General features: G+C 74.3%; 10 protein-coding genes. 4 read left to right on the forward strand and 6 right to left on the reverse strand.

The genetic code is table 11. The annotated features are described in order from the left end of the window. Window positions 1-9 precede the first annotated feature (9 nt). Entirely contained in the window at window positions 10-2,325 is a 2,316-nt protein-coding gene (locus QOZ86_RS05150; protein ID WP_284490888.1) for a putative bifunctional diguanylate cyclase/phosphodiesterase, read from the reverse strand. A 268-nt stretch (window positions 2,326-2,593) separates the two neighbouring features. On the opposite strand from QOZ86_RS05150, the gene leuS reads away from it, so the two are divergent. Together leuS and QOZ86_RS05160 are read left to right on the forward strand one after the other, a co-directional pair. Next, the gene (gene leuS / locus QOZ86_RS05155; protein ID WP_284490889.1) at window positions 2,594-5,512 is read left to right on the forward strand and encodes a leucine--tRNA ligase; all 2,919 of its coding nucleotides are present in this window, start codon (window positions 2,594-2,596) and stop codon (window positions 5,510-5,512) included. A gap of 71 nt (window positions 5,513-5,583) precedes the next feature. Then, on the forward strand, window positions 5,584-5,757 hold the full coding sequence (locus QOZ86_RS05160) for a hypothetical protein (RefSeq protein ID WP_284490890.1): 174 nt from the start codon (window positions 5,584-5,586) through the stop codon (window positions 5,755-5,757). Window positions 5,758-5,789: 32 nt separating this feature from the next. Here QOZ86_RS05160 and lipB read toward each other — a convergent pair whose 3' ends face one another. Together lipB and QOZ86_RS05170 are read right to left on the reverse strand one after the other, a co-directional pair. Next, on the reverse strand, window positions 5,790-6,452 hold the full coding sequence (gene lipB, locus QOZ86_RS05165) for a lipoyl(octanoyl) transferase LipB (protein ID WP_284490891.1): 663 nt from the start codon (window positions 6,450-6,452) through the stop codon (window positions 5,790-5,792). 213 nt (window positions 6,453-6,665) lie between these two features. Further along, window positions 6,666-7,922, reverse strand: a complete 1,257-nt coding sequence (locus QOZ86_RS05170) for an NAD(P)/FAD-dependent oxidoreductase (protein WP_284490892.1) — start codon at window positions 7,920-7,922, stop codon at window positions 6,666-6,668. Window positions 7,923-8,040: 118 nt separating this feature from the next. Here QOZ86_RS05170 and QOZ86_RS05175 point away from each other — a divergent pair, with 118 nt between their 5' ends. Then, window positions 8,041-9,654, forward strand: coding sequence for a serine/threonine-protein kinase (locus tag QOZ86_RS05175; RefSeq protein ID WP_284490893.1), 1,614 nt, complete (start codon window positions 8,041-8,043; stop codon window positions 9,652-9,654). Between the two features lie 19 nt (window positions 9,655-9,673). On the opposite strand, the gene QOZ86_RS05180 is transcribed toward QOZ86_RS05175, so the two are convergent. The 3 genes from QOZ86_RS05180 to lpdA form a co-directional block, all read right to left on the reverse strand. Beyond that, complete coding sequence (locus tag QOZ86_RS05180; protein WP_284490894.1) at window positions 9,674-10,579, reverse strand: TIGR01777 family oxidoreductase; 906 nt, start codon at window positions 10,577-10,579, stop codon at window positions 9,674-9,676. An 84-nt stretch (window positions 10,580-10,663) separates the two neighbouring features. Beyond that, window positions 10,664-12,535, reverse strand: coding sequence for a 2-oxoglutarate dehydrogenase, E2 component, dihydrolipoamide succinyltransferase (gene sucB, locus QOZ86_RS05185; RefSeq protein WP_284490895.1), 1,872 nt, complete (start codon window positions 12,533-12,535; stop codon window positions 10,664-10,666). A gap of 48 nt (window positions 12,536-12,583) precedes the next feature. Beyond that, the gene (gene lpdA, locus QOZ86_RS05190) at window positions 12,584-13,963 is read right to left on the reverse strand and encodes a dihydrolipoyl dehydrogenase (protein ID WP_284490896.1); all 1,380 of its coding nucleotides are present in this window, start codon (window positions 13,961-13,963) and stop codon (window positions 12,584-12,586) included. Window positions 13,964-14,118: 155 nt separating this feature from the next. Between lpdA and QOZ86_RS05195 the strand changes: the two genes are divergently transcribed. Further along, window positions 14,119-14,457 (forward strand): oxidoreductase, encoded by a 339-nt coding sequence (locus QOZ86_RS05195; RefSeq protein WP_284490897.1) that lies wholly within the window; start codon window positions 14,119-14,121, stop codon window positions 14,455-14,457. Window positions 14,458-14,463: the final 6 nt, after the last annotated feature.

Raw genomic sequence — 14,463 nt, forward strand, 5'->3', positions numbered from 1 at the left:
GGCTCCGACTCAGTACCGGGCCGAACGTTCCGGGTCCAGCAGCGGGTGCTGCGGACGCTCGAGCCAGTGCAGGAAGTCCCCGACCGGCATCGGCCGGGCGATCGCGTAGCCCTGGGCGACGTCACAGCCCAGCCGGCCCAGGGCGGCACAGCTCGCGGCGTCCTCGACCCCCTCCGCGACCAGTCGGAGCCCGAGGTCGTGCGCCAGGGCCACGGTGTGCCGCACGATCGCGCTGGCGCGCCGGTCGCTGACCACGTCGGCGGTCAAGCTCCGGTCGAGCTTGAGCTCGTCGGCCGGCAGGTGCCGCAGGTAGGCCAGCGAGCTGTACCCGGTCCCGTAGTCGTCGATCGAGGTCCGGACGCCGAGCCCGCGCAGCTCGGCGAGCACCTGGCGACCGCGTTCCGGATCAGCCATGAGGGTGTCCTCGACCAGTTCGAGGGTCAGCGCCTCGGCCGGCAGGCCGTGCCGGTGCAGGGCCGCGGCCACCTTGCCGGGCAGGTCGAGGTCGTTGACGTTGGCGGCCGACAGGTTGACCGAGACCGGGACGGCGCCGGTGGACCACCAGAGCTCCGCCGCGGTCAGGGCCAGCTCGAGGACCTTGTCGGTCAGGGGTCGCATCAGGCCGGCCTGCTCGGCGGCGGGCAGCAGGTCGGCGGGGGAGAGCAGTCCGCGGATCGGGTGCTGCCACCGGACCAGGGCTTCCACGCCCACCACCCGACCGTCGGCGAAACCGACCTGCGGCTGCAGGTGGACCAGCAGCTCGTCGCCGTGGAGCGCCGCGCGCAGCTCCTCCATCGTCCGCAGCCGGTCGCCGCTGCCGCCGTGGGGATCGGGGACGTAGACGTGCACCCCCTCCCGCGCGGCCTTCGCCGCGTACATTGCGACGTCGGCGCAGCGCAGCAACTCCTGGAACGTCGCAGCCGGGACCGGTGCGGTGGCCACGCCGATGCTCACGCCGACGTGCAGCCGGATGTCCTCGACGGGGAACGGCTGGAGCATCAGCGCGCGCAGTCGCTCGGCGCGGGCGTGTGCCTCGTCGAGGGAGGCCTCCGGCAGCAGGACGGCGAACTCGTCGCCGCCCAGCCGGGCCAGCATCTCCCCGGTCCGCAGAGCGGGCAGCAACCGCGGGCCGACCTGGCGCAGCAGCTGGTCGCCTGCGGTGTGGCCGAGACTGTCGTTGACCTCCTTGAAGCCGTCGAGGTCCAGGAGCAGCAGAGCCGCCGGGCGCGGGGCCGAGGCGGAGACGAGGACCTGTTCGGCCTTCTCCAGCAGTGCCCGGCGGTTGGCCAGCCCGGTGAGTTCGTCGGTCCGGGCCTGCTGCTCGACCTCGTGGAACGCTCGCACCTCCCGGAAGGTGACCGCCGTCCGAGCCAGCGCGGCCAGCGCGCAGCCGATCGCCGTCCAGGCAGCGGCGGGCGGCAACGCATCGCCCCAGCCCACTGCCAGCACCAGCAGGCCGGCGGTCTGGGCGGCCAGTGGGAGGGCGAGCAGCCGCCAGCCCACGCGCGCCCGCCCGTCGGTCGCGCGATTCTCGGCCGGCGCCGAGCCGGGGAGGGAGTCCGGCCGGGCGCTGTGTGCGGCCAGCGCCGTCAACGCGATCCCGGTCAGCCAGGCGAGCTCCAGCGGGTCGCCGTCCGCGGCGGTGCCGTGCACGGTGGCCCAGAAGAACAGCAGGTCCCCGAGGAGCACGAAGCCCATGGCCGCGGTGGAGAGCAGCAGCGTGCGGTCGACGTTCACCCCGAGGATCGCCCCGACGGCGACCAGCGTCGCCATGAGGACGACGTCGGCGGCCGGCCAGGCCAGCTGCGCCATCGGCAGCAGGACGCCGCTGGATCCGTCGAGGTACGGCCCGAGGAGGAACGCGACCCCCACGGACACGGTGCCCAGAGCGCCGATCAGGCCGTCCAGCCAGGTGCTCGGGTGGAACCGCGGCACCCGGGCGCGGATGAAGCCGAACAGCGTTCCGTAGAGGCAGAGGTAGGCGGCGGACGAGAAGCCGTAGGCGCCGTAGAGCAGGACGTCGGAGTCCGGAGCCTGTGCGGCGGCCGTGCGGAGGGCGTTGGACGGGATGCTCAGCAGCAGCCCCACGGCCAGCGACCGCCAGGCGGTGCGCTCCGGTGGGATGCGGGCGGCGGCCAGCCAGCACGCGGCGGCCGCCGGGAGGTACGGAAGGTTGTAGGCGACCAGGGCGTGGAGGTCGGTCCACAGCGAGCCGGCGGGTCGGTGGACCAGGCCGGCGGCGAACGCGGCGACCAGGGCGACCGTGAGTGCCAGCAGCCGCCCGGAGGCGGAGGTGCTGGCTCCCCGCGTCGCCCACTGCGCCATCCCCACCTCCTGCAGATCGGATCCGGGAGCTCACGGCTGCACCGCAGGCAGCGCCGAACCGCTCGTACGAGGGAGGCGGGCGCCGGGCGTACCACGCCCTCGCTGTGCGGGCCCGGAGTAGGCTCTCACCGTGACCGGGCGGCTTCCTGCTTCACCGGCCGTGCTGATCTGAGACGTCCAGACAGCACGGCGACCCCTCCTGCGTGAGGGGTTTTCTTATGTCCGCCGTCGGTACCGCACCACTGCATGGGACCCGGGAGCACCAGCGATGAGCCAGACCGCCGACCAGCCGAACGTCGAGCAGGCGCCGGGTGACGTGCCGCCGCACCGGTACACGCCGGCGCTCGCGCAGCGCATCGAGCTGGCCTGGCAGGACCGGTGGGCGGCCGAGGGCACCTTCCACACGCCCAACCCTGTCGGCCGGCTGAGCGCGGGCTTCGAGAGGGTCGCCGACCGGCCCAAGTACTTCGCCATGGACATGTTCCCGTACCCGTCGGGCGCCGGGCTGCACGTCGGGCACCCGCTGGGCTACCTCGGCACCGACGTGACCAGCCGGTTCCGCCGCATGGACGGCGACAACGTCCTGCATCCCATGGGCTACGACGCCTTCGGCCTGCCCGCCGAGCAGTACGCCGTCCAGACCGGCCAGCACCCGCGGATCACCACCGAGGCGAACATCGCTGCCATCCGGGCGCAGCTGCGCCGCCTGGGCGTCGACCACGACGACCGCCGCAGCTTCGCCACGATCGACCCGGCGTACTACAAGTGGACCCAGTGGATCTTCCTGCAGATCTTCGGGTCCTGGTTCGACGCGGACGCGGGCCGGGCGCGCCGGATCGAGGAGCTGGTCGCCGAGCTGGACGCCGGCACCCGCGAGCCGGGTGAGGGCACCAACCCGTACGACCGCCCCTGGGCGGTGCTGGGTGCGGCGGAGCGCGGCGTCGTCGTCGACGCGCACCGGCTCGCCTACCTGCACGAGGCGCCGGTCAACTGGTGCCCCGGACTGGGCACCGTGCTGTCGAACGAGGAGGTCACCCCCGACGGGCGCTCCGAGCGGGGCAACTTCCCGGTGTTCCGGCGCCCGCTCAAGCAGTGGATGATGCGGATCACCGCCTACGCCGACCGGCTGCTCGACGACCTGGACCGGCTGGACTGGTCGGACTCCCTGAAGCTGATGCAGCGCAACTGGATCGGCCGCTCCACCGGTGCGCGGATCCGGTTCGCTGCTGGGGCGGTGGGGCGGCCTGGAGGCGCAGCGGAGACGATCGAGGTCTTCACGACGCGGCCCGACACCCTGTTCGGGGCCACCTACATGGTGCTGGCTCCGGAGCACCCACTGGTCGAGGCCCTGACCGCCGACGCCTGGCCCGAGGGCGCCGACCCCCGGTGGACCGGGGGCCTGGCGACGCCGGCGGAGGCCGTCCGCGCCTACCAGCGGCAGGCCTCCCGCCGGTCCGAGCTGGACCGCCAGGACGCCGGCCGGGAGAAGACCGGCGTCTGGCTGGGGGTGACCGCAGTCAACCCCGTCGACGGCCGGGAGCTGCCCGTCTTCATCGCCGACTACGTGCTCACCGGCTACGGCACCGGCGCGATCATGGCCGTGCCGGGAGAGGACCAGCGGGACTGGGACTTCGCCCGGGCCTTCGGCCTGGGCATCGTGCCGACGGTCGAGCGGCCGGCCGGCTTCGACGACAGCAGCGGCGCCTACACCGGCCCCGGCCGGATGATCAACTCGTCGAACGAAGAGATCTCGCTGGACGGGCTGGACAAGGCGACGGCGATCGCCACGGTCACCGACTGGCTGGTGCGGCGGGGCGCGGGCGAGGCCACCACCACCTACAAGCTGCGGGACTGGCTGTTCAGCCGGCAGCGCTACTGGGGCGAGCCGTTCCCGATCGTCTACGACGAGCACGACCGGCCTGTCGCGGTGCCCGAGTCCCTGCTCCCGGTGCTGCTGCCCGAGGTGGACGACTACTCGCCCAAGACGTTCTCCGACGACGACGCCGACTCCGCCCCGGAGCCGCCGCTGTCGCGGGCCACCGAGTGGACGACGGTCGAGCTCGACCTGGGCGACGGCGTGCAGAAGTACCGCCGCGAGACCAACACGATGCCCAACTGGGCGGGCTCCTGCTGGTACTACCTGCGCTACCTCGACCCCGGCGACGACACCCAGATGGTGGACCCGGAGCTGGAGCGCTACTGGATGGGCCCGCGCGGCGAGGGCGACGTCGGCGGTGTCGACCTCTACGTCGGCGGTGTCGAGCACGCGGTCCTGCACCTGCTGTACGCGCGGTTCTGGCACAAGGTGCTGCACGACCTGGGGTACGTGTCCAGCGAGGAGCCGTTCCGCCGGCTGGTCAACCAGGGCTACATCTCCGCCTACGCCTACACCGACGAGCGCGGCTTCTACGTGCCCGCGGCCGACGTGGAGGAGAAGGACGGCAGGTTCTTCTACGAGGGGGAGCCGGTCAACCGCGAGTACGGGAAGATCGGCAAGAGCCTGAAGAACATGGTCACGCCGGACGAGATGATCGGCGCCTACGGAGCGGACACGTTCCGGGTCTACGAGATGTCGACCGGCCCGCTGGAGCAGTCCCGGCCGTGGGAGACCAAGGCCGTCGTCGGTTCCCAGCGGTTGCTGCAGCGGATCTGGCGGGTCGTCGTCGACGAGCAGACCGGTGCGGTCCGCGCCTCCGACGCCGAGCCGGCCGAGGAGACGCTGCGGGCGCTGCACAAGGCGATCGACGGCGTGCGTGACGGCTACGCGACCCTGCGGTTCAACATCGCGATCGCCCGGATCACCGAGCTGACCAACCACCTGACTCAGGTCCACGGCGCCGACACCCCCGTGTCCCGGGCGGTGGCCGAGCCGCTGGTGCTGCTGGTGGCTCCGCTGGCCCCGCACCTGGCCGAGGAACTGTGGTCGCGCCTCGGGCACGACGAGTCGACGGCCTGGACGCCGTTCCCCCAGGCCGACGAGCGCTGGCTGGTGGAGGACACCGTGCAGGTCGCCGTCCAGGTGAACGGCAAGGTGCGGTCGCAGGTGACGGTGCCGGCCGGCGCCGACGCGGCGGCGCTGGAGGCCGCTGCGCGGGCCGACGAGAAGATCGCCGGCTACCTCGAGGGGGCCACGATCCGCCGCGTCGTCGCCGTCCCCGGCCGGCTGGTCAACTTCGTCCTCGGCTGAGCCCGCCCTGCCGGTGGGCGGTGCAGCCGCGCCGCGCCGCCCACCGGCACGCGGGACCGTCAGGACTCCGCGTGCTTGCCGCCTTCCCAGCCGGCATCCTGCAGGTGGTCGGCGGCCCAGGCCAGCGGCGAGCGCTCGAGCTGTCCACGGCACGGAAGGTGTCCTCGTACTGCGGCAGCGACTCGCGCGGCAACGGCTCGGTCCTGGGCATGGCGGTCCTCCTCGGGGGCGGAGGATCCACCTGAGCGCTAAGACATCCGCGATCCGGGCGGAACCGCTAGCGCGCCGCGGCGGTCTCGCCGACGGTGAGGACGGCGCGCATCGCAGCCGCGACGGGCCCGACGGCCTCAGCGGTGGTGATCGGGCCGCCCAGCTCCGCCGACAGCGACGTGACTCCGGCGTCAGGGATCCCGCAGGGGATCATGTTGCTGAACGCGGTCATGTCCGGGTCGCAGTTGAGCGCGAAGCCGTGCATCGTGACGCCGCGGGCGACCCGGACCCCGATCGCGGCGACCTTCCGCTCCGGACGGGAGCCGGAGCCCGGTGCGTCGGCGGCCACCCAGACGCCACTGCGGCCCTCGACCCGGCCGGTGGTCAGACCGAACCCCGCGCAGACCTCGATCAGCGCCTCCTCGAGCCGGCGCACGTAGGCGACCACGTCGACCGGGTCGGGCAGCGCGACGATCGGGTAGCCCACCAGCTGGCCCGGCCCGTGCCAGGTGATCTTGCCGCCGCGGTCGACGTCGATGACCGGCGTGCCGTCGAACGGCCGCTCGTGCGGCTCGGTGCGCCGGCCGGCGGTGTAGACCGACGGATGCTCGAGCAGCAGCAGGGTGTCGGGAATCTCGCCGGCCACCCGCTGGGCGTGCAGCTCCCGCTGCCGGTCCCAGGCCTCCTCGTAGGGAACGGTCCCGGCGCGCACCACCCGCAGTTCGCTCACGTGGCCCAGCCTATGCCCGGCTCGGGCGGGTCGTCGCGGCTCGAGGCGGGCTCCACCGCGGTGGAGTCGGGGCCCCGCTCCACCCGGTAGGCCGCCGCGCCGGCGCGGCGGCCACCGCCTCCACCAGTTCGGTGCCCCGGTGGACCAGCCCGGGCACCGTCGTCGGTGGCGTGGCCGCCGGGGAGGCCGGGATCGTAGGTGCGCTCGCGGGCATCAGCCGGTGCTCCGCCGGGCGGGTGGCCCGGGGCGGCGGAGCACGCCGAGGACGGCGCGCGCCGCGCGGGCGCCGCTGGCCATCGCGCCCTGGATGGACGGCGTGTCCCGGTGGTCACCGCAGACGAACAGGCCGTCCCCGAGGTCGACCGGGCGGCGCAGCTGCAGCGGCGGCAGCGCAGCCGGCTGGGCGCCGCGCACCGTGACCGAGGTGAGGTGCTCGAGATCCGACGGCGACACGTCGTGGGCCGCCGCCACCTCGGCGCGCACCTCGGCCTCCGGGGTCGGGTCGAGGGTGGAGCTGGCGACCAGCGCGCGCTCGTCGGGGCTGTACCGGGGCTGGGCATCGGAGACCACCGCGCTGTTGACCAGCCGGCCACCCGGCTGCCCCAGCACGATCAGCGGCGTCGGCCAGGGAGACTCGGGCAGCACGTGCAGGTGCGTGGTGACCTGCCGGGGTGCGGCGGCGTCGACAGCAGGGAGCAGCCCGGCCGCCGTGACGGGATCGGTCGCGACGACGACGGCGTCGGCCCGCCACGTGCCGTCGTCCGTGACCGCCGCTCCGGGGCGTACCGAGCGGACGGCGGTGTGCAGGTGCACCCGCCCGGGGCCGAGGCGGGCAGCCAGCTGTGCGCCGATGGCCTGCATGCCGTCGGCCGGGAGCCCGGTGGCCCCCCGGACGAAGCTGCGCCAGAGCAGGCGCACGTACCGGCTGGAGGAGGCCAGCTCGTCCTCGAGCAGGACTCCGGCGAGGAAGGGCCTGAGGAAGCGGGCCACGGCGGCGTCCCCGACGCCCGCCGCGCGCAGCGCCCGTACCGCCGGCTCGTCCGGAGTCCGGAGCAGGTGGCCGACGGGGGCGTACCCGGCGCGGGCGGAGAAGGCGACCAGGGCGGCCTTCTCCCGGAGGGACCCCAGTGGCGCTGCCGCCGTGCCCGGCGCCGCGGCGGGGCGCCGCCGGGGGTCGACGACCCGGTGCACGCGGCCATCGACCCGGAGCACCGCCCCCCGCTCGAAGCAGCCGAGCTCCAGGGCGGGCAGGTCGAAATCGGCAGCCCTGGGGTAACCGGTGTTGAAGACCTGGAATCCGCGGTCGACGACGAAACCGTCGATGCGCTGGCTCGCGACGCGCCCGCCGACGTGCCCACCTGCTTCGAGCACCTGCACGTCCAGGCCGGCCCCGGCCAGCCGCGTCGCCGCCGACAGCCCTGCCAGCCCCGCCCCCACGACGAGGACCTCGGCCCGCAGCGGCAACGACACCGTCCGAAGGTAACCGGCGGCGGCCGTGGCCAACCGCCTGGACGGGTCCTCGGGGACGGCGGCCGGGCCTGTGGACAGCCGCAGCGGCGGATGCGCCGACCGCCCTACTCTCCCCGTCATGTCCGCCGTCGTCCCGCCCGGAGAGCCGGGCGCCAGCCGGCCGCCGGCCGTTCCCGGCTACACCCTCGAGGCGCTGCTGGGGCGGGGCGGCTCCGGGGAGGTGTGGCGGGCCGTTCCGCGGGAGGGCGGGGCGCCGGTCGCGGTGAAGGTGCTGGTCGCCGGGGACCCGGAGCGGCAGGCGCGCGAGGCTGCGCTGCTCGGGGAGCTGGATCACCCGCACCTGGTCCGGTTGCACGAAGTCGTCCACCAGCCCCGCCGCGGCGGGGCGCCGCGAGTGGCACTGGTGCTCGAGCTGCTCGCCGGGGGCAGCCTCGCCGACCTGCTCGGCCGGCGCGGCCGGTTGCGTCCGGGCGAAGTCGTGACGGCCATGGCCCCGGTGGCCGCAGCCCTCGCGCACGCGCACGGGAACGGCGTAGTCCACGGCGACCTGTCGCCGGGCAACATCGTCTTCACCGCCGAAGGTCGCCCGGTGCTCACCGATCTGGGGGTCGCCAGGGTGCTGGGGGAGACGGCGGCCGCCGAGGTCACTCCCGCCTACGTCGACCCGGCGGTCGCCCGTGGCGGCGCCCCGGGGCCTGCCTCCGACGTCTTCGGTGTCGCCGGGGCGGCCTTCCACGCGCTCACCGGGATCGCACCCTGGAACGCGGCGACCCCGGCCGACACCCTCGCGGTGGCCTCTGCCGGCCACATCCCCGACCTGACCGAACTCGCCCCCGAGGCGCCACCGGAGCTGGTCGCGGTCATCTCCCGCGGCCTCGCGTCGGATCCGCTCGACCGGGGCAGCGCCGCAGCCTTCGCGCTGGACCTCCGGCGCGCGTGCCGGCCGGAGCCCGTGGCCCTGTCCGCGACGGCCGGCGCGGCCGGAGCCGGCCGTCCCGGCCGGCGGTCCGAGCTCACCCACGTGGTGCCCGGCCGCCGCCCCCGGCCGGCCCCGGCCATCGTCGGTCCCACGGCACGGTCCCACCGCCGGGCGAGAGGCGTCGCCGCGGCCCGGCCGAGCGGTCCGCCGGCCCGGGTGCTGCTCGTCGCGGCGCTGGTCCTGGCGGCGCTGGCCGTCACCGCCTGGGCGGGTACCCGCTGGGCCGGGAGCAGTGGCGCCCCGGGCACGTCCGTCGCCGCGGCGACCTCCGCCGCCCCCGCGTCGTCGGAGCCGGTCACCCCGCCGGACGTCCTCCCGCCGTCCCCGTCCCCGGTGGTCGCCGGAATCCCGGATCCGGTGACCGCCGACGACTGGCGCGCTCTGGTCACGGAGCTGTACGCCCGACGGGCCGAGGCGCTGAGCGGTGACCTGGCGGTGCTCGGGGAGGTCTACGCCCCGGGAAGCCCTCTGCAGGCCGCCGATGCCGAGCACGCCCGCACGCTCGCCGCGGCGGGCGAGCAGCTCAGCGGGTTCGCCCCGGCCGTCGTCGAGCTCGCCGTCGTCTCGAGCACGGGGGAGCGGGCCGAGCTCCGGCTGACCGACCGCTGGCCGGACTACCGCGTGGTGCCTGCCGGACGCCCGGACGGGGAGGTGCTGCGCACGGTGCCCGGCCGGCCGGACGCCGAGGTCCGGATGACGCTGGCGCGCACCCCCTCCGGATGGCGGATCGAGTCGGCCGAACGGATCGGCTGACCGGCCGCGGCGCCGCCGGTCACTCCCGGGCGACGGCGGCCCGGAGGGCGGCATCGACGTCGGCGTGCCGGAACCGGAAGCCGGCTCCGGTCAGCTCTGCGGGCACGGCGCGCTGGCCCGCCAGGGCTCCGACCTGGGCGAACTCACCCAGCACCACCCAGAGCGCGGGGCCGGGGACGGGCAGCGCCGTAGGCCGGTGCAGGACCCGGCCCAGAGCCGCCGTGAACTCGGCGTTGGTCACCGGCTCCGGCCCGCACAGGTTGACCGGCCCCGAGACGGGACGGGTGAGCAGGAACCGGATCGCCGCGACCTCGTCGTACAGGCTGATCCAGGGCATGTACTGCCTGCCGGACCCCAGCCGGCCGCCCAGTCCGGCCCGGAAGATGGGCAGCATCCGGCCGAGCAGGCCGCCACGCGCGAGCACCAGGCCGGTGCGCAGCCGCACCACCCGCACGCCCGCGTCCGCGGCCGGGCGGGTGGCGTCCTCCCATGCGACGCAGACGCGGGCGAGGAAGTCGTCGCCGGCCGGTGCGGCCTCGTCGACGATCCGGTCACCCGTGTCGCCGTACCAGCCGACCCCCGAGGCGTTGAGCAGCACCCGTGGCCGGTCGGGGGCGGCCCCGACCGCATCGGCGAGCGCCTGGCTGAGGGTGGCCGTCGAGTCCACGCGGCTGGTCAGCACCGCCTGCTTGTGCCGCTCGTTCCACCGGCGGTCGCCGACACCCACGCCGGCCAGGTTGACGACCGCGTCGACGTCCCTGAGCAGGGCGGGATCGATCCGCCGGTGCTGGGGATCCCAGCGGTGCTCCGCGGCGGTCCGCGGCGTGCGGCGGACCAGCTGCACGACCTCGTGCCCGTCGGCGCGCAACGCGGGCAGCAGGGCGCTGCCGATCAGCCCGGAGGCCCCGGCGACGGCGATCTTCATGCGGCACTCCCCGGCGGGCGCGTGTTCGGAGGGCACAACGGACTCGGGGCCCCGGTGGTCACCGGGGCCCCGAGCGGGTGTCGATCAGGAGAGGCCGAGCTCACCGTGGAACTGGCCGGCCTCGAGCCGTTCCCGCACCGTGGTGAGGAAGCGGGCGGCATCGGCGCCGTCGACGATCCGGTGGTCGTAGGTGAGGGCCAGGTAGACCATCGACCGGACCGCGATCACCTCGCCCAGCTCGGCGTCCTGGACGACGACCGGGCGCTTCACCACCGAGCCGGTACCGAGGATGGCCACCTGCGGCTGGTTGATGATCGGCGTGTCGAAGAGCGCGCCGCGGCTGCCGGTGTTGGTCAGCGTGAACGTGCCCCCGCCCAGCTCGTCGGGCGTCACCTTGTTCGTGCGGGTGCGCTCTGCCAGGTCGCTGATCTTGCGGGCGAGCCCGCCGAGGCTCAGGTCGCCGGCGCCGTGGATCACCGGCACCAGCAGGCCCCGCTCGGTGTCGACGGCGACCCCGAGGTTCTCCGCGTCGTGATAGGTGACCGTCCCCGCCTCGAGGTCGATCGAGGAGTTCACCGACGGGTGCTGCTTGAGCGCCTCGACGGCGGCCTTCGCGAAGAACGGGAGGAACGACAGCTTCACGCCCTCGCGGGCCTCGAAGCCGCCCTTCGCCTGCTGCCGCAGCTGCGCGATGCGGGTGACATCGGCCTCCACGACGGTGGTGAGCTGCGCGCTGACCTGCAGGGACTCCACCATGCGCTTGGCGATGACCGTGCGGAGACGGGACAGCTTCTCCGTGCGGCCGCGGACCGAGGTGTCCGGCGTGGCCGCCGGGGACGGGGTCCGGGTGCCGGTCGAGCTCGACGGTGCCGGGGCGGACGCGGCCGGGGCGGCGGACTTCTGCGCCGCCGCGAGCACGTCCTGCTTCCGGATCCGGCCACCGACGCCGGTACCCGAGACGGTGTTCAGGTCGACACCGTTCTCGGCGGCCATGCGGCGCACCAGCGGCGTGACGTACTGACCACCGCCACCGCCACCGCCACCGCCACCGCCGTCGCCGTCGCCGTCGCCCGACGGAGCGGAAGTGGACGGCGCCTGGGGTGCCACCTGGGGCGCCGGTGCGGGCGTCGGCGAGGCGGCCGGCTGGGCGCCGCTGGCGCCGTAGTCGCCACCGGGCTGCGACGTCTCGGTCGTGGCCTGCTTGGCCGCCGGGGCGGCCTGGGGCTCCGGAGCGGCAGGAGCCTGTTCTTCCGCGGCTTCCTGCTGCGGTGCGGGAGCGGGAGCGGATCCGCCGCCGGCGGCACCGGTGCCGATGACGGCGAGCTGGGCGCCGACGTCGACGGTCTCGTCCTCGTTGACGGTGATCTCGAGCAGGGTTCCGCTGACCGGAGCAGGAATCTCGGTGTCGACCTTGTCGGTGGAGACCTCGAGCAGCGGCTCGTCCGCCGTCACCTCGTCGCCGACGGCCTTGAGCCAGCGGGTGACGGTGCCCTCGGTGACGCTCTCGCCGAGGGCCGGCATGGTCACCGGGGTGCCCTCACCGCCACCGCCACCGCCACCGCCACCGCTGTCCGCCGACGCGGTCGCCGGCTCGTCCTGCGGGGCGGGCTGCTCCTCCTGCTGCGGCTCAGGGGCGGCGTCCTCGACCTGCTGGTCAGGGGTCTGCGGCGTGGTGTCGGCGTCCTCCGCCGAGGCGGGCGGGGCGGCGTCGCCACCGCCGTCGCCACCGATGACGGCCAGCTCCGCGCCGACCTCCACGGTCTCGTCCTCGGCCACCAGGATCCTGGTCAGCACGCCGGCGGCCGGCGACGGGATCTCGGTGTCGACCTTGTCGGTCGAGACCTCGAGGAGGGGCTCGTCGACCTCGACCTGCTCACCCTCTTGCTTGAGCCAGCGGGTGACCGTGCCCTCGGTGACGCTCTCGCCCAGGGCGGGCATGGTGACGGACGTCGGCATCGGGGGAGGACTCCTTCTGGCGCGGTGCGGGGATGGGGGAGTGATCGATCAGCCGTGCACGTGCAGGGGCTTGCCGGCCAGCGCGAGGTGCGCCTCGCCGAGTGCCTCGCTCTGGGTCGGGTGGGGGTGGATGAGGCTGGCGACGTCGTCGGCCTCGGCCTCCCAGTTGTAGATGAGCTGGGCCTCGGCGATGAGCTCGCCGACGCGGCTGCCGACCATGTGGATGCCGACGACCGGGCCGTCGGGGGCCTGGATCAGCTTGACCGCACCCGTGGTCTTGAGGATCTGGCTGCGACCGTTGCCGGCGAGGTCGTAGGTGAGGGTCTTGACCTCGCCGTAGCGCTCCTTGGCCTGCTCCTCGGTGAGCCCGACCGAGGCGACCTCGGGGTCGGAGTAGGTGATCCGGGGGACACCGGCGTAGTCGATCGGTGCCGGCTCGAGCCCGGCCACCCGCTCGGCGACGAGGATGCCCTCGCCGAAGCCGACGTGGGCCAGCTGCAGGGTGGGTACGAGGTCGCCGACGGCGGAGATGGTGGGGATGTTGGTGCGCATGTACTCGTCGACGAGGACGTAGCCACGCTCCATGGCGACGCCGACCTCCTCGTAGCCGATGCCCGAGCTCACCGGGCCGCGGCCGACGGCGACGAGCAGCAGCTCGGCCTCGATCTCCTTGCCGTTCTCCAGCGACACCTTGACGCCGTTGTCCGTGGTCTGCACGCCGGAGAAGCGGCTCCCGAGCTCGAAGGCGATCTTGCGCCGGCGGAACGCGCGCTCCAGCAGCTTCGAGGCGGACTCGTCCTCGAGGGGGACCAGGTGCGGCAGGCCCTCGACGATGGTGACGTCGACGCCGAAGGACTTCCAGGCGCTGGCGAACTCGCAGCCGATGACGCCGCCGCCGAGGATGATCGCGGAGCTGGGTACGCGATCCAGGTTCAGCGCGTGGTCGCTGGTGATGACCTTCGTGCCGTCGATCTCCAGGCCCGGCAGCGAGCGGGGGTAGGAGCCGGTGGCCAGCAGGACGTGCTTGCCCTCGTAGGTCTGACCGTCCACCTCGACCGCCGTGGGGGAGACCAGCCGGCCCTCGCCCTCGACGTAGGTGATCTTGCGGGCCTTCACCAGCCCCTGCAGGCCCTTGTAGAGCTTCGAGACCACGCCGTTCTTGTAGTTGTTGACGCCGTCCATGTCGATGCCGGCCAGCGACGTCTTGACGCCGAACTGCTCGCCCTCGCGAGCCAGGTCGGCCACCTCGCCGGCGTGCAGCAGGGCCTTGGTGGGGATGCAGCCGCGGTGCAGGCAGGTACCGCCGACCTTGTCCTTCTCGACGAGGACGACGTCCAGCCCCAGCTCCGCGGCGCGGAAGGCTGCGGCGTAGCCGCCCGAACCACCCCCGAGGATGACCAGGTCAGCGGGAGAGGCGGGTGCGGTCACGGGTGCTCCTCAGGTGCGTCGGGCGGCGGCCCCGCTCGAGCGGGCGGGGGCTGTGCCCCATCCTGCCACTCCGGGAACGAGCCGGTGGGGACCACCGTTGCTCTCACGGGCGTCGCGGTGATCACCGGCGTCCGTCGAGGAGGACGGAGACGGGTATGGGCCTGCTCGACCGATGGCGCGCGCGCCGGGGCAGGGGCGCCGTCGGCGGGCGGGCCACGCTGGACCGCGGGTCGCAGCGGGAGGATCTCCGGCACCTGGAGGAGTTCGTGGCCAGCCGGCGCGGCGTCGAGGGCTACGTCGAACCGCGGACCGCCGTCACCGAGGCGACGATCGTGCTGGTTGCGGCCGACGGCGAGTGGACCCGCCGGCGCATCGGCGGTCCCGAGGTGGCCCGCCGGCTCTCCCGCGAGCTGGCGATCCCCGTCTACGACGCCCAGGTCACCGGCTATCCGCAGCGCATGCGCGACTGGAACCTCCGGCAGAAGCCGGACTGACTATGA

The sequence above is a fragment of the Blastococcus capsensis genome (assembly GCF_030165005.1).
Classification (GTDB): domain Bacteria; phylum Actinomycetota; class Actinomycetes; order Mycobacteriales; family Geodermatophilaceae; genus Blastococcus; species Blastococcus capsensis.